Annotated in this window: 14 protein-coding genes and 1 tRNA gene; 10 read left to right on the forward strand and 5 right to left on the reverse strand. The window is 40.3% G+C overall.

Annotation, left to right across the window (positions count from 1 at the left end):
- The first annotated feature begins 209 nt into the window (after positions 1-209).
- The 4 genes from IEU71_RS01935 (at position 210) to IEU71_RS01950 (ending at position 6,183) form a co-directional block, all read left to right on the forward strand.
- Positions 210-2,639, forward strand: coding sequence for a hypothetical protein (locus IEU71_RS01935; RefSeq protein ID WP_004915728.1), 2,430 nt, complete (start codon positions 210-212; stop codon positions 2,637-2,639).
- 218 nt (positions 2,640-2,857) lie between these two features.
- A complete protein-coding gene (locus IEU71_RS01940; protein WP_004915732.1) occupies positions 2,858-3,133 on the forward strand; it encodes a hypothetical protein in 276 nt (91 codons plus the stop codon).
- A 244-nt stretch (positions 3,134-3,377) separates the two neighbouring features.
- Positions 3,378-4,640, forward strand: a complete 1,263-nt coding sequence (locus tag IEU71_RS01945; RefSeq protein ID WP_004915735.1) for a polysaccharide deacetylase family protein — start codon at positions 3,378-3,380, stop codon at positions 4,638-4,640.
- Between the two features lie 154 nt (positions 4,641-4,794).
- Positions 4,795-6,183 (forward strand): DUF2130 domain-containing protein, encoded by a 1,389-nt coding sequence (locus tag IEU71_RS01950; RefSeq protein WP_004915738.1) that lies wholly within the window; start codon positions 4,795-4,797, stop codon positions 6,181-6,183.
- Between the two features lie 38 nt (positions 6,184-6,221).
- Here IEU71_RS01950 and IEU71_RS01955 read toward each other — a convergent pair whose 3' ends face one another.
- Positions 6,222-6,530 (reverse strand): PTS sugar transporter subunit IIB, encoded by a 309-nt coding sequence (locus IEU71_RS01955; RefSeq protein WP_004915741.1) that lies wholly within the window; start codon positions 6,528-6,530, stop codon positions 6,222-6,224.
- 199 nt (positions 6,531-6,729) lie between these two features.
- Here IEU71_RS01955 and IEU71_RS01960 point away from each other — a divergent pair, with 199 nt between their 5' ends.
- Genes IEU71_RS01960 through alr form a run of 3 tightly spaced genes read left to right on the forward strand, consistent with a single transcriptional unit; the run spans position 6,730 to position 11,339 of the window.
- Positions 6,730-8,823: a DNA topoisomerase gene (locus IEU71_RS01960; RefSeq protein ID WP_004915744.1), complete on the forward strand. Its 2,094-nt coding sequence runs from the start codon at positions 6,730-6,732 to the stop codon at positions 8,821-8,823.
- A gap of 41 nt (positions 8,824-8,864) precedes the next feature.
- A complete protein-coding gene (locus IEU71_RS01965) occupies positions 8,865-10,202 on the forward strand; it encodes a dihydrolipoyl dehydrogenase family protein (RefSeq protein WP_004915747.1) in 1,338 nt (445 codons plus the stop codon).
- Positions 10,203-10,217: 15 nt separating this feature from the next.
- Complete coding sequence (alr, locus tag IEU71_RS01970; RefSeq protein ID WP_036067571.1) at positions 10,218-11,339, forward strand: alanine racemase; 1,122 nt, start codon at positions 10,218-10,220, stop codon at positions 11,337-11,339.
- Positions 11,340-11,474: 135 nt separating this feature from the next.
- On the opposite strand, the gene IEU71_RS01975 is transcribed toward alr, so the two are convergent.
- The 4 genes from IEU71_RS01975 to IEU71_RS01990 all read right to left on the reverse strand — a co-directional run bounded on the left by IEU71_RS01975 (position 11,475) and on the right by IEU71_RS01990 (position 14,252).
- Positions 11,475-12,023, reverse strand: a complete 549-nt coding sequence (locus IEU71_RS01975) for a folate family ECF transporter S component (RefSeq protein WP_004915754.1) — start codon at positions 12,021-12,023, stop codon at positions 11,475-11,477.
- Positions 12,024-12,038: 15 nt separating this feature from the next.
- Positions 12,039-13,199, reverse strand: coding sequence for an MFS transporter (locus tag IEU71_RS01980; RefSeq protein WP_004915757.1), 1,161 nt, complete (start codon positions 13,197-13,199; stop codon positions 12,039-12,041).
- Positions 13,200-13,273: 74 nt separating this feature from the next.
- Positions 13,274-14,020 carry an NUDIX hydrolase gene (locus IEU71_RS01985; protein ID WP_004915761.1) on the reverse strand — a complete coding sequence of 249 codons (747 nt, stop codon included), beginning with the start codon at positions 14,018-14,020 and terminating at the stop codon, positions 13,274-13,276.
- 160 nt (positions 14,021-14,180) lie between these two features.
- Positions 14,181-14,252 (reverse strand) — tRNA-Gln (locus IEU71_RS01990).
- 313 nt (positions 14,253-14,565) lie between these two features.
- On the opposite strand from IEU71_RS01990, the gene IEU71_RS01995 reads away from it, so the two are divergent.
- The 3 genes from IEU71_RS01995 to IEU71_RS02005 all read left to right on the forward strand — a co-directional run bounded on the left by IEU71_RS01995 (position 14,566) and on the right by IEU71_RS02005 (position 17,057).
- Complete coding sequence (locus IEU71_RS01995; protein ID WP_004915764.1) at positions 14,566-15,084, forward strand: phosphatidylglycerophosphatase A family protein; 519 nt, start codon at positions 14,566-14,568, stop codon at positions 15,082-15,084.
- Between the two features lie 132 nt (positions 15,085-15,216).
- Positions 15,217-16,359 carry an N-acetylglucosamine-6-phosphate deacetylase gene (nagA, locus tag IEU71_RS02000; RefSeq protein ID WP_004915765.1) on the forward strand — a complete coding sequence of 381 codons (1,143 nt, stop codon included), beginning with the start codon at positions 15,217-15,219 and terminating at the stop codon, positions 16,357-16,359.
- Positions 16,359-17,057, forward strand: coding sequence for a GntR family transcriptional regulator (locus IEU71_RS02005; RefSeq protein WP_004915766.1), 699 nt, complete (start codon positions 16,359-16,361; stop codon positions 17,055-17,057). Before nagA ends, IEU71_RS02005 begins: the two co-directional genes overlap by 1 nt.
- Positions 17,058-17,082: the final 25 nt, after the last annotated feature.

Consider the following 17,082-nt stretch of genomic DNA (forward strand, 5'->3'; position numbering starts at 1 on the left):
AACTTCACATTTTGTTTACAAAAACACCACAATTGTCCTGAAATCATGAAAATTTGTATACTGTACAAGTGTTTTTCACCAAATTATGACCATTTGGTCGAAATTCAATTCATAATTCGTTCATGGGGTAGACATATTTGGCGTATAAACTATATAAATGTTCAAAGAGTTCATGAGATGAACAAAAATGTGATTAGGGAGAAACAAACATGTCCAAACTTAAATCAGCGCTATTAATCAGCGTTGCTCTAAGCCCAATTTTTGTCAGTGCCACGCGTGGCATTGAAGTTGTGCACGCTGAGGTGGTTCAAAAGGCGGTGGCACAACAAGTTAAGAAAGCGGCAGAAGCTAAGCCGGCGCAAAAAACGGACGAGAAAAAGTCTGCCGACAAAAAGACTAATACCGTTACAGCGACAAAACAAGATGATTCAGGTACTACTGACTCGAATAAAGCAGATAGTGACGTAAAGAAATCGGATATCATCGCTTTTGATGATAAGAATTTCCAACAAAAATTCAAGAAGACAAACTATTATCAACAACAAAAAGCGATGTATGGTGAAAACAAGCCTACCTCTGATGCGACCTTAGCAGCTCAATCGGCCAGTTATATCGCTACAATTATTGGTGAAAAGTTCATTGAAGCAGTCAACAAGCCAACTATTATGAAAGCACTTGGTTTTGCTGGACCGCTTGGTGCATTACTGGGTTGTTTGATTGACTGGATTACACCAGCTGCAAGAAATAAAACAGACGAAAAACTCAATGAGATAAGTAAGAAGCTTGACGATCTTGGTATACACCTAGACAACCTTGGCAGTGCCTTATCAGATAAGATTAATCAAGCCTCAATTGAAAATAGAATCGAATCTTTTAAGGACAAGCTTAAAGATACGAGAACACCATTTGGCACCGTTGCTGGGAAAATTTCTCAATATCAATCAGGTCATCACATTAACCTTGCCAGTAAGGACAAAGATGATGTGCAAAAGTATGTGAATGAATACGCTGCGCTCTACCATACCTCTGATTGGGGCTTCGATGATAAGAAACAACAAGCTGTAGAAGTACCAAAATCAGAGAATCTACAAGTTTTCAACGACTTTTGTAAGTTCGGAGCTGCTATAGTTAGCGCTAATTTTAAAGAAGAAAATATTTTCCGAGTAATGAGTAATTATGAATCGTTAAGAGAATTGTTTAATACGCAAACGTTCGCAACGCGTGAAGCATTTGCTGAATATGTCATGAGTCACTATACTGTATGGGCGAGTGATATGATGACAGCCATATTCTTTGATTACTTCCGTGTCAAAGGCCAACTTGATCAAATTACGGCAAGTGCTGAATATAAGGAAAGTGTGACGGCGGCAAAAACCAATGACACAACAATTGATGATGAATTTAAGAAAAGATGTCCGGTATCATATACGTTGTTTAATGGGTTGAGGTCAAATGCCCGAGATGATCTAATGCGCTTAGGATATGATGTCGGCTCAGATAATGGTCATAATAATGCGTATGATTTAGACGAATATGACAAGAATCATTGGGTTTATAAATATAACAACAGTAGTGTGTTCGTCGGTTCGCAAGAAACTAATATACTGGGTGCTAATGTGAATGCTGTGGACTATGCTTATGCAACAGAGATTGAAAATGAGCCGGTTTATGGGTGGTCAAGTGAGTTGTCAGGTGAGGATCAAAATAAGTTAGCTGCGGCGGAGAAAGCAGTGGCGGATGCAAAAAGAGTGTATGATGATGCTTCGTTTCCTTCTGAAGAATATTGGCAAGCTCTCACGGCATGGAGACAAGCAGAAAATGCTCTTACGAAACTTGAAATAGTATTGAAAGCAAAATCAAAACAGCCAACCGTACTTAAAGACGAAAATGGCAACCCGTTACCAGGCAAACTCAAAGCTGAAGAAAAAACCTCAGACGACGGCAGAATACTTTTCTCATACCGCAATAATAAGTGGGTTTATAGTAAACTTGTTACTGGTGAGGCTGCATATGCTGCCAAACATATGGTTGAAAATGATAAAAATGATTTTGACAAAGTTAAAGAACAGTGTGCTATTAGCACACAACAAGATGACTTTTATTTTAATGGTTGTTGGGAAAATAACGCGGATCTTCCTAAAGATAAAGATTGGGATGCAGAATTTGAAAATGTTATGCCAATATCAGATATCAACATCTTAAATACTAATGCAGTTACTCGACATAGGGGCGGTATTAACAGTGTCATTGCAAATACTGTAACTCACGAAGTTGATGGCATTCAAATGTTAGGCTTCCGCGGGCTCGGACAGACAAAACGAATAAGTGGAGATAAGGATTATAAGCTAATAATTGATGGGGCAAGAACGATGTATGCACCGACCTTTAATATCGGATTGGGCTATTATCAGAACGATCAACACACGAATCCAACTGAAGAACAAAAGACGGTTTATCAAAACTTTCATTATACTGGCCCTAAGCCCCATGGTGAACCTTATGATGTGGAGTATAATGATAAACACTACGATCAAGAAGACGTATCTTTCATTAAGTTAGTCAAAGACGGTGATAACGAATTAGGGGCGTTAAACAACGGTAAGAAGACTCCAGCTGCACCTGATCACTTCGTTGAGTAATCATATATAATTTAACAAATAAATTGAATCAGTATCATAAAGTAAACAAACACCTACAAGGCAATGCGCTCTTTGTCTTGTAGGTGTTTGTTTTATATTAATGATATGAACATCAATAACAGAATGCTATCAAATGATTGTCGATATCTCATATCAAGTTAATGTTATCATTGAGGGATGTAAGAAAAACTTTTGTATATGAGTGAATAGAGGAAAAAATGTTTAAAACAGATAAACGCAATTATCTAAAAAAATTTCTGGAAAACCATCCAGATTTGAATGACATTGAAAAGCAAGTGATTCAAAATAGTATTGTTAATTTAGGCCGCCCAAAAGTGTTGCAGGACAAAGAACTCACACATTTGACTAAGTCATTTCAAAGGCTTTCTCTGGATAGTAAGTTGTCCGATGATGGCAAAGTATTGTTGAAGCAGTTGCATAGAAGCGATTGGTTTTTTGGCATACTTTATAATTTGAAGTTTTTTGGTAACTGAATCATTGGTTCACGATTAAAACGGCCAATTCAAACCACGCTAATTAAAAAGTGCTCGATATCACAAAAATTCGAATATAGTTCACATTCTACCCGCAATAACTTCAAATATAACAGCTATACTACAATTATGTTAAAATTAGATTGATATTGATATTGATATTGATATTGATATTGATATTGATAATGTGTGAACTAAAGAGTTCATATGTCAATAATAATTGCGATGTAGAGGTTGATAATAGATGAAAAAAGTTGCTTATATGGTTTTAGTGATGCTTTTGGGCATAGTGGCTTGTTGGTCAGTTGGAAAGATGAGCCAGACGAAAAAAAGCGCTACTTCTGCACCTAAGGCTGTGTTGACCGGAAAGTCTCACAAAGCAAATTCGGTTGCCCAAGCTAAGCTAGACTATCAACAATATAACTACGCCAAAAGCCTTAAATCAATTACCAATGACAACTCCTTCAAGGCTAAAGCGCTCAAAAAAGAAATTGAAGCCAGTCAGTCCAACCTTGTAACATGGAACGATCCGGACAAGTACAGTCATTTATTTTTCCACAGCTTAATTGTTGATCCAACGCGCGCCTTTACGTCACAAAAGGCGCAAGGTTACAAGGATTACATGGTCACGATTGGCGAATTTAATAAGATGTTGACGCAACTCTATGCCAAAGGCTACGTGTTGGTTAATTCTGAGCGATTGGTGAAGAAAAACGACAAAGGCGAGTTAGTATTTGATGGGGTTAGTTTGCCAAAGGGTAAGACGCCATTGGTTTTGTCGCAAGATGATGTCAATTATTATGAATACATGATCAATTCTGGATTTGCCTCGAAGTTGGTGGCTACCAAGAACGGCATCAAGAATGAATATATTGACGCTAATGGTAAGACCTCGGTTGGTAATTATGATTTGGTGCCAATCGTTGATGAATTTATCAAAGATCACCCTGATTTTTCATACCGTGGTGATAAAGGGACATTGGCGGTGACAGGTTATAATGGTGTCCTTGGCTACCGGACATCTGTGTCACAATATGGCGACACTGCTAAGACCAAACGCGAAACAAAAAAAGCGCTTAAAGTCGTCGCAGCCTTGAAAGCAGACGGCTGGAATTTTGCCTCACATTCATGGGGACACCTGAATATGAAGGCTTCTTCTGTGGCGGATGTCAAGCTTGATACGGATCGTTGGGAAAAGGAAGTGCAACCTGTTGTTGGCAAGACGAACATTTTGATTTTCCCATTTGGCGCAGACATTGGCGATTGGCAGGGGTATCAAGATAATAACGAGAAGTTTGCCTACCTGCGACAAAAAGGCTTTGAAATCTATGAGAACGTCGATGCGTCTCACACGTCGTGGGGCGAGATGACGACAAAGTATTATCGCCAAGCCCGTATCAACGTTGACGGTATTCGCATGACAGATGATTTGAATGGCACCAACTCAGTGCTCAACCCATTCTTTAACACATCAGAAGTCATTGATAGCACTAATCGTAACAAATAAAGCACACTGTTCTGGTGTGCTTTTTCTACTGACTAAAACGATACACAAGTTTTATTAAATTGATATGATAAAACATAATAGCAAAACCTGATTTTTGCTATAATGAGAATGATTATATTGACTAGAATTCATGAATTAAAAAGGATAATCTCACATGGCAAAGGTAAAATTTCACATTGCGTCACAAACGGAATTGGTTTTGGATGAAGATGCCAAAGCCGGTGACATCGTTGATTTGACTGACGAACAAAACATTGACACGAGTGTCATCAACGGGACGATTGCTGAAATTTTAGATGACAAATTGGTGCAAGCCAAGACGGAATGGGAAGCGCAACGGCAAGCACAAGCAAAAGCTGAACTGGAAAACCAGCTCCAACAACAAAAAGCGACGCTACAAGAAAATATCAATGATAAAGAAAACAAAATTGTCGCCCTTGAGACACAATTAAAAAGTATCACTGAGCAAAATAACGTTGAACTCAAGGCACAGCTGACACAAAAAGATTTGGACTTGAAAGATACGTTGGCTGATAAACAGGCCAAAATCACAGCGCTTGAGTCGCAAATTGAAACGATTAAGCAACAACACCAAGCTGAATTGGAAACACAATTACTTAAAAAAGACGCAACGGCTCAAAGTGAACTGTCACAGCGCGACCAAAAAGTGTCCGAATTGACATCACAATTACAGCTTAAGGACAAAGAAAAAGAACTCCAAATTGCTAATGTGAAAGATCAATATGAAGCCCAGTTGAAGTCTGCTAACGAACAGGTTGAGTTTTATAAAGATTTCAAGGCACGCCAATCGACTAAGGAGATTGGTGAGAGTTTGGAACAATACGCGATGACTGAATTTAATAAAATACGACCTTACGCGTTCCCAAACGCCTATTTTGAAAAAGACAACGCATTATCTGAGACCAATTCAAAGGGTGATTTCATTTTCCGTGATTATCAAGATGGGACAGAATTTGTCAGCATTATGTTTGATATGAAAAATGAAGCCGACACAACAGCTTCCAAGCACAAAAATACTGATTTTTTCAAAGAATTAGATAAAGATCGCCGCGAGAAAAACACAGAATACGCCGTGCTAGTATCAATGCTGGAAGCCGATAGTGACTTGTATAACACGGGTATTGTGCAGGTTAATGACTACGACAAAATGTACGTGATTCGTCCGCAATTCTTTATCCAGTTTATTGGCGTGTTGCGCAACGCCGCATTGAACTCCGTGGCATATAAGCAAGAACTCGAACAAGTTCGTGAACAAAATATTGATATCACTCATTTTGAAAGCGATTTAACGAATTTCAAGAATGCCTTTGGCAAAAATTACCAAAGCGCCTCAAAAAACTTCAAAAGTGCCATTGACGAAATCGACAAAGCCATCGCCCGCATGGAAGCCGTCAAGCGCTCACTCACAACCTCCGAAAACCAACTGCGATTGGCAAATAATAAGTTGGAAGATGTCAGCGTCAAGAAACTGACGAGAGGTAATCCAACGATGAAAGCGAAGTTTGATGGGTTGGGGGAGTGAGGGGAAAACTATTTTAGACGTGCCACTTCCGGAGGTTGTTAGCTGATTTGCTCAATCGCTGCACCTATAATTTTTTCAGCATTCATCGTGCCATAAGCCATCATTTCAATGTTAACAACCGGAATGTCGGCGCCAAATTTATCATTATATTTATCAAACAAGTAGCTTACTTGAGGTGCAATCATGATAATGGCGGGCTTGACGTGAGCAATATGCTCTTCAGCAGCGGCATCAGCGATGCCTTCAACATGGTAGCCTAAATCATGGGCTGCGCTATATTGATCCATTTTATTCGACAACATTGAAATTGACATGCCCGCGGCATCAACTAATAGAATTTCTGACATTTTATTGACCTACTTTCTTGATTTGTCTTTAGTATAACACTTACTAAAAGTAAGTGTTATTTTTTGTTTCATACGCATAAGCGTTATCTAAATTAAAATCGTACAATAGATTAGGCGTTAGTTCAGGCAGAGGGCAGTGACTTGCACAATCTGTTAAAATAGAGTCAATTAACCTTAGAAGGATAGCGCACACATTATTATGCCCAATTATCTCATCCTAACTGAAAAACCATCCGCAGCCGCTAATTTTGGCAAAGCACTGGGCGGCAAATCAGGATCATTTGACAACTTTACTTATACCATTACTAATTTGCGTGGTCATGTGATGACACTCAAAGATCCAGAACAAATGGTGGCAGAAGACCTCAAAAAACAATACAAATCATGGCTCATTAAACATTTACCTTGGCGATTAGAAGATTTTTCGTGGGCACGTACGTACATCAAACAGCGCAATTTGCGAACAGGCAAAATAGAATCGACGAAAAAGCTAATTGACGACCTAAAAAAAGAATCTAAAGCAGGCTTTGACGCGATTATAATTGCCACTGATACTGATCCGTCAGGAGAGGGCGAATTACTTGCTTGGGAAGCTTTAGACGCAATCAGTTGGCGCGGACAAGTGCTTCGTGCTAATTTTATGGATGAGTCAACGACCGGCATTCAAAAAGCAATGCGTCAGTTACGTGATGTGTCTGACAAAATGGCTGATGGTGAATACATCAAAGGTGAAAGTCGCAATCGCTGGGACTTTGCGTCCATGCAACTTACCCGTATTGCTACCACTTCTGCCAAAAAGGCTGGTTTTCAAGTTGTTGCCCGTGAAGGACGCCTGAAATCAGTCATTGTTTGGCGTATTTATCAGCAACTTGAAGCTATTAAAAACTATGTTAAAACGCCATTTTTTGAGGTAAAGTTCAAAGATCCGGCAGGACATATTTTTGGACGCGTGACACCACAAGGCGATGTGGTGCCATGGCGCTTTTCGACGAAAGCACAAGCAGAGCAAGATATTGAGCAATATCATAACAGCGCCGTTGTTAATGAAAAACACCAAACCCGTACGCAAGCGCCCGGAAAGCTACTTGATTTAGCCGGCTTAGCGTCAATTTTAGCCCCGCGTGGCTTCTCTTCTAAAGAAGTTTTGAGCACTTATCAAAAAATGTATGAGGCGCAAGTCGTCTCGTACCCAAGAACTGAAGATAAAACAGTGACGCCAGATCAATTTAATGATTTGTTGCCTTTAGTAGACCGTATTGCGGCAGTTGTCGGTATTGATCCCTCACTGTTAACACATCGGACACCTCGCCCAACTCATGTCAAAGAACAAGGAGCGCACGGGGCCAATCGGCCAGGTGAAAATGTCCCTAACACAACCGAGTCATTGTCAAAGTACGGTGCTAGTGGACCAGCCATTTATGATGTATTGGCTAAGAACTACTTGGCAATGTTAGCAGAAGATTATGTCTATGATCACGTCACAGCTAATTTACAAGATTATCCCGACTTTAAAACGGCATTCAATGTGCCAATTAAACTCAACTTTAAACTAGTCTATGATGCTCAAAAAGCCATTAAAGTTGATGATGGGGAAGAGGATGAGAACAACGCTACTAAAGGGAAATTGGGACCTGACGCGACGCCTTATTTGCACGAAGGCGCTAATCCAAAACCACAAGCACCAACAACGAAGTGGATTATGGCATTCTTAGAAAAGCATAACGTCGGTACTGGTGCGACACGTGTCGCGACACTTTCTGAAATGGCGCTTGGTACTAAAGCCATGCTATCTGAAAAAAGAGGGAAGTTAGACTTAACAGAGACAGGTAACGTTTCCGCTATTATGGTTAAAGATACTTGGATTGCCTCGCCCAAAATTACCAAGCGATTATTTGAAATGATGGATCAAGTGGGTCAATTTGAGATGACGATGACGCAGGTGCTTGATTCAGCCACTAAAGTGGTTGAACATGATCTGCCAATTATGGTCAATAATGCGCAGTCTTTAGAAACTTTATTAGGAAAACCCAAACCAAAAATTCGAAAGCCAAGAAAAGTGTCAGAAAAAATGACTGGCACTTGGCAGGGGCAAGAAGTTACATTTGCTCGAGAATGGAGTGGCCACGTATTTACTGATGATGAACTGCAAAAGTTGTTATCTGGGGCAGAGGTTAGTTTTCCTGCTAAATCTAAACGTGGAAAGCCGTACACAGCAGTTGGCAAATTAGCCAAGCAAACATTTAAAGGAAATACATTTTATGGTTTTAAGCTTAATCCAAAACCAAAAAAATAACGACTATATTGTATAATAATAAAAAATTAAGTGAGGCAAAAATGGCACAATATCAATATGACGTCGGCGTGATTGGTTCCGGACCAGCTGGTCTAGCAGCAGCATTTGCCGCTAAAGCACTAGGAAAATCAGTCGTTATTATCGAGCAATATTTATGGGGTGGTACGTGTCCAAACTATGGCTGTGATCCTAAAAAAATATTGCTTTCTGCCGTTGAAGGTATTAGGCGTCAATCCGCCATGCAAGGACGTGGCTTACAAGGATACTCAAAAATTAATTGGTCAGACTTGATGACCTACAAGCAAGGTTATGTTGATGCCGTCGAACCACGCAAAGTTCGTGGATTGGATGAAGCAGGCGTAACGCGGTTATATGGTCATAGTGAGTTTATAAACGCTGACACAGTGGTAATAACAGATACTGCTGACACAGTTACGGCTACCGATTGGGTCATTGCGGTTGGTCAGCGCCCTAAAAAGCTTGATTTTCCAGGTTCTGAATTGACACAAGACAGTGAGGATTTTTTGAATTTGCCTGATTTACCAGATGATGTAACTTTTATTGGGGCGGGGTATGTTGGTGTCGAGTTTGCCACAATCACAAATGCCGCAGGTGCACATACCCGCGTTGTCACGCATGGCCATAGTGCGTTGCGTGACTTCGACCAAACACTGGTAAAACAATGGATTACTGAAACACAAGAAGCAGGTTTTGATTGGTATTTTGATGCGACAGTAGTTAAAATTGAACAAACTGACACTAAAAAGTTATTAGTGTCGCTTGATGATGGGACACAATTCCAAACAGATCGTGTTTTTGTAACAGCTGGACGTGTCGGGAATGCTGATAAATTAGGACTTGAAACGGCCGGCATTACCTATAATGAAGCCGATATTCCAGTTGATGACTATTTACGGACAAGCAATCCGCATGTATACGCAATTGGCGATGTGGGTGGTAGTCCAGCGCCAAAGTTAGTGCCCACAGGTAATTATGAAGGACGCTATGTTGCACAACTTATAGCTCAAAAAATAACCGACCCAATTGCATTTCCAACTATGCCTGCAGTAGTGTTTGGATCACCACGTATTGCGCAAACAGGTATACCGGTTGCGGCAGCAGAGCAATTAGGTTATCGTGTCACTGATGTTGATATGAGTCAAGTCATTACTTTCTATCGCTATCATGACAACGCCAGAATTCGTACAGTGCTGGATCAAAATGGGCGGATTGTTGGCGTGAGTGTCATTGCCATGGAAGCAGAAGAATTAATCAACTATTTTGTGACCGCTATCAACGACAAAAGAACCTTAGCAGATACACAAGCAAATATTTATGCTTATCCATCGCTAGGTTCCGAGTTTGGCGCGTTTTATTAACGAAAGTGTGACAATATGAATTACGTAGCATTGCATCGTCATGCACAAGTGAGCTTATCTCGCTCAGCTGTTGCGCACAATGTGGCAGCCATCAAAAATCATGCTCATGCACAACAAGTGATGGCTGTCTTGAAAGCCAATGCGTTCTCTCATGGTTTACCAGAAATGGCGATGTTGAGTATCCAATCTGGCGCAACTCGTTTTGGCGTGGCGATGCTGGATGAAGCCTTAGCATTACGCGATTTGGGCTATCAACAGCCTATTGATGTGTTAGGCCTCACGGATTCGCAGTTTGTCCGTTTAGCCGCACAAAGAGATATTACGTTGGCATTTAGTTCACTAGCGACTATTCAACAAGCGGTCAAAGTTTTAGCTGACACATCATTACACCTGAAAGTATCGTTGCCGGTTGACACAGGACTTAATCGTATTGGTTTCAAAGAACGTGACCAATTGGTACTAGCGATTCAAGAAGTAGTTGTTTCGAAACAATTAGAATTTCAAAGCCTCTGGACGCATTTTGCTACGGCAGATACACCGAATGAGACGTATGTTGATTTTCAAATATCAGAATGGCAACGTTTAACTCAGAATTTACCTGCACAACCAAAGGAACAACACTTCGCTAATACTGGTATGGCCACTTGGTACGCTGATAAAGTGGATACTGAGATTGTGCGTTTAGGTGTTGGCTTATTTGGCATTGATTCATCTGAACCAACCATGCCGATGCCGTTTGAACTGGAACCTGTACTTGCACTAACCGCTGAAGTTATTTTTAGTAAGCCGATTAAAGCTGGTGAAGCGGTGGGATATGGTGCAGATTATCGCGCGAAACACGACGGGTGGTTATTAACGATTCCGATTGGGCACTCGGACGGTTATCCATTTAATGCTGATGGTATGCGCATTTTAATAGCTGATGGACAAGTCGGACATATCGCTGGTGGTGTGGCGATGGACCAGACGATGATTTTTGTCGATAAGCCAGTTAATATTGGTGTTCAAGTGACGTTAATTGGCAGTGTTGGGGCTCAATCAGTGACTTTGCCCGATTTGGCTCAGTATTCAAGTGTTAGTATTGTTGCACTGATGAATCATTTTGCGCCACGTTTGCAGCGTATCATCGTGCCATAAAGTAGACAATAGTCATGGGTAAAAAGTACGGCGCCAGCTATCAAGATAAACAATGATATCAACTAATTGGGAATGTGACGTTTTATAAATTAATCCGTATGTTTAGCCTGATAGCAAAAATCATTGACCATGGTATTACAAATTATGCTTGATTTCTCTCAAAAATCTATTGGCTTCAATTCCTTTTAGTATACTGATTAATACAAATGTTTCAATGAAAAATGTAAAGAAGTTACGAACAGCGCGTGTGATGAACACGACACGCCAGTCTATATGGTAAACAAAAGAAACAATTGTAGTATCGAGTAAAAGACTGATGGGGCCAAGAATTATTAAGTGGGCGACGACGATGTTAATCCATGACCATTTGTGCCCATGAAGCAACACGCCATACACCACGCCACCTAGGAAAGCGCCTATTAAGAATTGCCAAGCAAAAGCAGATGAACCACCAAAAACGGTGCTACTTAAAAAGTCGGACATCAATTCAACTGTGCCGGCCAACCACGGACCAAGAAAATAGCCCATTAGACCCATTGAAATAAATCCTAAAGCTACTTGAAAATAGCTAGGGCCGATACTAATTTTCCATAATATGATATCAAGTGTTAACATCAATGCTGCAATTGTCAGCACTTGTATCGTCAATTTTGGGCTTTTAAATGTATAATAATCTTTCAACATGCTCATAATATCCTTTTATGCTTTCATGCGATCAGGCAAAAAAACTGCAGCCAGTGCGCCAATAAAGAGAGAAATCATGAAAATAGTAAAAATATGGTTAACAGAAACATGATAATCTAACAACCAGCCAACAAATAAAGGTCCAACCACGGCACCTAAACGGCCGATTCCTTGGGCAATACCGGTCATAGTACCACGATATTCCGATAAGTATTGAACCGGAGTCATTGCAATAATTGTGCCGTAAGCACCAAGATTAAAAAATGAGAGCAAGCTGCCGAATAGTATGGTTGCAGTTATGCTATCAGCTTGTCCAAAGGCAAAAGCACTCAATGCCGTCCCTAACATGTAAATGATGAAGACCCAACGTACTTGTATTTTCCCCATTAACCACGCTGCAACAAAATAACCAGGCAATTGTGCAAGTGTAATGAGAACAGTATAGCCAAAGCCAGTCACCAAAGTGTTACCGCGGCTGGCTAAAATTGTTGGCAGCCACATAAACATACCATAGTAACTAAACATCACCATTAGCCAAGTCAACCATAATAGAACAGTTTGATAGTTCAAATTTACTTTTAAACTTGTGATTAAAGTGGGTGATTTCTTTAATAGTGTGGGTGCATCAGTTAGTCTGCTGCGCAAGATTAGGGCAAACAACACAGGAACTGCGGTTAGTATTAATAGGCCACGCCAGCCAAGGCTATTAGCAAAAAAGAATGCTAATACGGATGCAATGAGCCAACCCACTGCCCAAAAACTATCTGCTAGAATTAATAAGCGCGATTGTACGGTTCCTTTAAAATGGTCAGCCAAATAAGTAGCGGCCACAGGTAATTCGCCACCCAGACCGAGACCAACTATGAAACGAATAACTAAAAACCAATGATAATTGGGGGAAAATGCTAATGCTAAATTACCCAGAGAAAATAAGATAAGACTGGCTGTTAAGACGTTTTTTCGACCAAAGTGGTCGGCAGCTTTACCAAACAATATGGCACCAAAAGCCATGCCGATAGCTGTCATCGAAGACAATAGGCCAGTTTGAGTGGCTTCTAGCTGCCACTGCGCTTTTACCATTGGCATGATAAATGACAGCAAAGCCACATCCAGTGCATCAAATAGCCAAGCGGTACCGATAATTAATAACGTTTTTCGTGTAAAAGATGACCACATAAAAAAACTCCCTTTTAAGTATTAAATACTTTTATTGGAGTTAAGAATATCATGATATTAATTAAAAGTCAATTTTACTTTAATTGATAGAGCTTTGCTGGGCGTCCTTTTCCCACTGTGGTAACAGCACCAGTTTCAAAAAAAAGATGATCATGAGTTTTTCGAAAATTGGAATTATCAATTGCTGATTCGGAGATACCAAGAAAATTAGCATAGATTTTACGTGCATTTTTGAGTGTAAAGTGGTTGCCAAGGATTCTTAGAATCGACGGCGCGTAATCAAGTTTGTTTCGAACACGAGTGATGGCAGTTTGAATAATCAATTCATGATCAAAAGCTAATTGTGACTGGTTACTTTTAACGGTCAGATTTTGATAAAAATCATTTGGTGTGGTATTCGGTAATTTAATAGAGAATTCGGGATGAACTAAATAAAAGTTATTTTGTAGAGCTTTGACTGGGACCCAAGCAACATTTACAGCACCAACACCTGGCGTCAGCTCTGGCATTTTTGGCAAAAAACTCATGTATGCTAACGCAAGCTGACGGTCTGATTTAGTACGAACCACTGATGAAAAAGTTGCGAGTTGTTCAGTATGAAAACTATCCAGTTGGACACCAATTTTGTCTGAGATAAGTCTTAGAGCTGCTGAATCAGCATCCTCTGTTGATCTTAAAAATGTTTCAGGTAAGCTCCAATAACCTTTAAAGGGCTCGTCTGCTTTTTTAGCCAAGAGTACCACAACTTCTTCGGTTGTAAAATCATAACTCCAAATAACATTTGTTACCGTGACAATGGGTCGAGAAATAATTTCTGGCATAAATGGAAAACCTCCTAGGGCATATTATATCTTAATTTCAAGTGAAATGGGCGTAACCAGCATCTTGATTTAATGGAACACTCATGGCAACAATGGTGCCACCACGCACATTGTGTCAATGAAAAAGGCAACCAACTCAAAGTTGATTACCTTTTTAAAATTGCCCCTGCTGGATTCGAACCAGCGCGTAGTGGCACCAGAAGCCACCGCCTTACCGCTTGGCCAAGGGGCAATTACTCTATATATTTTACAGAAAATGTCTCTCTTTTGCAAGCAGTATTTTTGAAACGATTGCTATTTTGTTCAAGCATTCAGTTGCGATTCAAAAAGTGAAAGTTTCGTGTCCATGTTTGGAAAATATCAAGGTTGTTTATGACAGCAAATTAGCGTTTCAGTTAGAATAATGAAAAAATAATCGTTTCATTTGTGACATTAATCAGCGTGATTTGATAATATCAAAATGTTGTTGTGACAGTATTTGTCTTCATGATAGCTTTCAAAATTAAATTTCGGTATACTAGAAAAACACAGAAGGGGGCAAACACATGCAGTATGCAACTTACGACAACACAATTAAAAAATTAGCACAGCACCATATTACGGTGACAGATATCGCCCAAATTGCTTATGATAATGAACAATCATACGTGGCAGGTCTGACACTTGCACAAGTAGAAGCTGCGGTGGAAAGTATTTTACATAAGCGCGTGGTTCAGCATCAAGTATGGGTTGGACTTGAATTAGATCGCTTGGCTGAAGAACATTTACTAGAAGCACCGCTGCAAGATTTAGTCGAACATGATGATGGCTTGTTTGGCGTTGATGAGACAATCGGAACCGCAATTGCTATGTCATTTGATACGATTGGTGTGACAAACTATGGTTACATCGACAAACTAAAAGTTGGACTGGTTGGTGAACTTGATCGCAAGGGAAAAACAAGCGAAGCAGTGACGACATTTGCAGATGATATTGTGGGTGCTTTAGCAGCAGCGGCGGCCTCTAAGGTAGCTCATAAATTCGCGGCAGGAATGGTTGAAAACCAATCACGAATCAGAAACTAACGCTGAGGCGTTTTTTTTCATTGTCAATTATATAAAATATTTGCAAAATAGGTCTAGACCAATTATACTTAAATTATAAAGGCTAGAGGAGGAAAGTGCTGCGGCGTCTAAAACGCCGTACCACGTGATGATATGGCAAAATTAATTAAGAATATTGACTTGTATACAGGCTATAAGCATATGCCAGACGCATACATGCGCTTCACTAACACAATTGAGGAAGTTGGCTACATGGTTGATTTCACAGCGCGAGCTGACGATGAGGTCATTGACGAGGCAACTGGTCAACTGGTTGTGCCAGGATTCATTGATGTTCATAAGCATGGTGGTTACGGTTTAGACACGATGGACGGTGATCCCGACAAGCTTAACGAGATGGTCAATAAAATGGTGACGGAAGGCATTACGTCACTATTTCCAACGACAATGACGCAATCACCTGAAAATATTGAACGTGCGTTGAAGACAATCGATCAAGTTGCTAAGACAAATCCAGTGATTCAAGGAATTCACTTGGAAGGCCCTTTTATTAACAAAGTTTTTATGGGTGCACAGCCTGAAAAATATATTATTGATCCAAACACTGAATTACTCAAAAAGTGGTATGCACTTTCTGGCGAACGCATACGCTTGGTAACTTATGCGCCTGAAAATGGTGGGTTGCCTGATTTTGAGGCATTCATGTTGCAACATCACATTGTGCCATCAATTGGCCATTCTAATGCAACTCGTGAACAATTACGACATTCTCGTGCTACTCACATAACACATTTGTATAACGCACAACGACCACTACACCATCGTGAACCAGGTGTTACAGGTCATGGTATGCTTGAAGAATCAATCACAGGTGAATTAATCGCTGATGGTTTCCATGTTGTTCCTGATATGCTGCAATTGGCTTTCAAAGTCAAAGGGGCACAACGTCTTGATTTGGTGACTGACTCAATGCGCGCCGAAGGATTAGGTAATGGCGAATCAGAATTGGGCGGACAAAAAGTAATTGTTAAAGACAAACAAGCACGCTTAGAAAATGGACATTTAGCCGGTTCTGTTTTAGCCTATGATGATGCTTTTGCTGATATTCAACGCTTTACAAGTGCTGATATTAGCGATGCTGTACAAATGAGTTCGGTCAATCAAGCGCGTGAGTTTGGTTTGACACAAAAAGGTGATTTGTCAGCAAGTAAAGATGCTGATTTTAATATTTTTAATCAAGACATGGAATTACAAGCGACATACTCACTTGGTCGTCGCTTCGCAAGGGAGAATTAATGGCTAAACCGCGTTACATCGAAATTCACAATCAAATATTGTCACGAATAGAAGCTGGTGAGTGGGAAGCTCAAAAACGTTTGCCCGCTGAGCGTGATTTGGCACTGGAATTTGATGTGTCGCGGATGACTTTGCGTCAAGCAATTCAGACGTTGGTGGACGAAGGCATTTTAGAACGTAAGGTGGGTTCGGGAACCTATGTTGCTGAAAAGAAAGTCTCTGAACGTGCGCTCGGTGTCACAAGTTTCACGGAGTTGATGGCTGCCACAGGCAGACAAGCACGCACGGTGACTGTCAGTTATAAAACAACAACACCATCTGCTTCGGAAATGGAGCACTTACAACTATCGGAGACTGATGAAGTATTGGTTATGGAACGTCTGCGTTTAGGTGATGATGAACCTATTTTGTTGGAACAGACAACCTTGCCGGTTAAATTAGTTGAAGCATTTACACGTAGTCAATTAACGCAATCGTTGTATGCAACGCTCGAGCAGGCAGGCATTAATCCGGGTCGCGCTGAGCAAACAATCACGGCGAGTTTAGCCAACGAACGCTTGTCAGAATTACTCCATATTAAGCGTGGTGATCCAATTCTGTCAGTACGTCAAGTTTCATATGATCAAAATGATATGCCATTTGAGTATTCACGTTCATTTTATGTTGGTGAACGCTTTGAAATGACAATTACACGTTAAAAAAGCTGATATCTTGATTGATATC

The organism is Leuconostoc falkenbergense (assembly GCF_014634805.1).
Lineage (GTDB): Bacteria > Bacillota > Bacilli > Lactobacillales > Lactobacillaceae > Leuconostoc > Leuconostoc falkenbergense.

Coding starts and splice junctions, on each gene's coding strand:
- IEU71_RS01935 (WP_004915728.1), top strand. CDS start 210: ATGTCCAAACTTAAATCAGCGCTATTAATCAGCGTTGCTCTAAGCCCA.
- IEU71_RS01940 (WP_004915732.1), top strand. CDS start 2,858: ATGTTTAAAACAGATAAACGCAATTATCTAAAAAAATTTCTGGAAAAC.
- IEU71_RS01945 (WP_004915735.1), top strand. CDS start 3,378: ATGAAAAAAGTTGCTTATATGGTTTTAGTGATGCTTTTGGGCATAGTG.
- IEU71_RS01950 (WP_004915738.1), top strand. CDS start 4,795: ATGGCAAAGGTAAAATTTCACATTGCGTCACAAACGGAATTGGTTTTG.
- IEU71_RS01955 (WP_004915741.1), bottom strand. CDS start 6,530: ATGTCAGAAATTCTATTAGTTGATGCCGCGGGCATGTCAATTTCAATG.
- IEU71_RS01960 (WP_004915744.1), top strand. CDS start 6,730: ATGCCCAATTATCTCATCCTAACTGAAAAACCATCCGCAGCCGCTAAT.
- IEU71_RS01965 (WP_004915747.1), top strand. CDS start 8,865: ATGGCACAATATCAATATGACGTCGGCGTGATTGGTTCCGGACCAGCT.
- alr (WP_036067571.1), top strand. CDS start 10,218: ATGAATTACGTAGCATTGCATCGTCATGCACAAGTGAGCTTATCTCGC.
- IEU71_RS01975 (WP_004915754.1), bottom strand. CDS start 12,023: ATGTTGAAAGATTATTATACATTTAAAAGCCCAAAATTGACGATACAA.
- IEU71_RS01980 (WP_004915757.1), bottom strand. CDS start 13,199: ATGTGGTCATCTTTTACACGAAAAACGTTATTAATTATCGGTACCGCT.
- IEU71_RS01985 (WP_004915761.1), bottom strand. CDS start 14,020: ATGCCAGAAATTATTTCTCGACCCATTGTCACGGTAACAAATGTTATT.
- IEU71_RS01995 (WP_004915764.1), top strand. CDS start 14,566: ATGCAGTATGCAACTTACGACAACACAATTAAAAAATTAGCACAGCAC.
- nagA (WP_004915765.1), top strand. CDS start 15,217: ATGGCAAAATTAATTAAGAATATTGACTTGTATACAGGCTATAAGCAT.
- IEU71_RS02005 (WP_004915766.1), top strand. CDS start 16,359: ATGGCTAAACCGCGTTACATCGAAATTCACAATCAAATATTGTCACGA.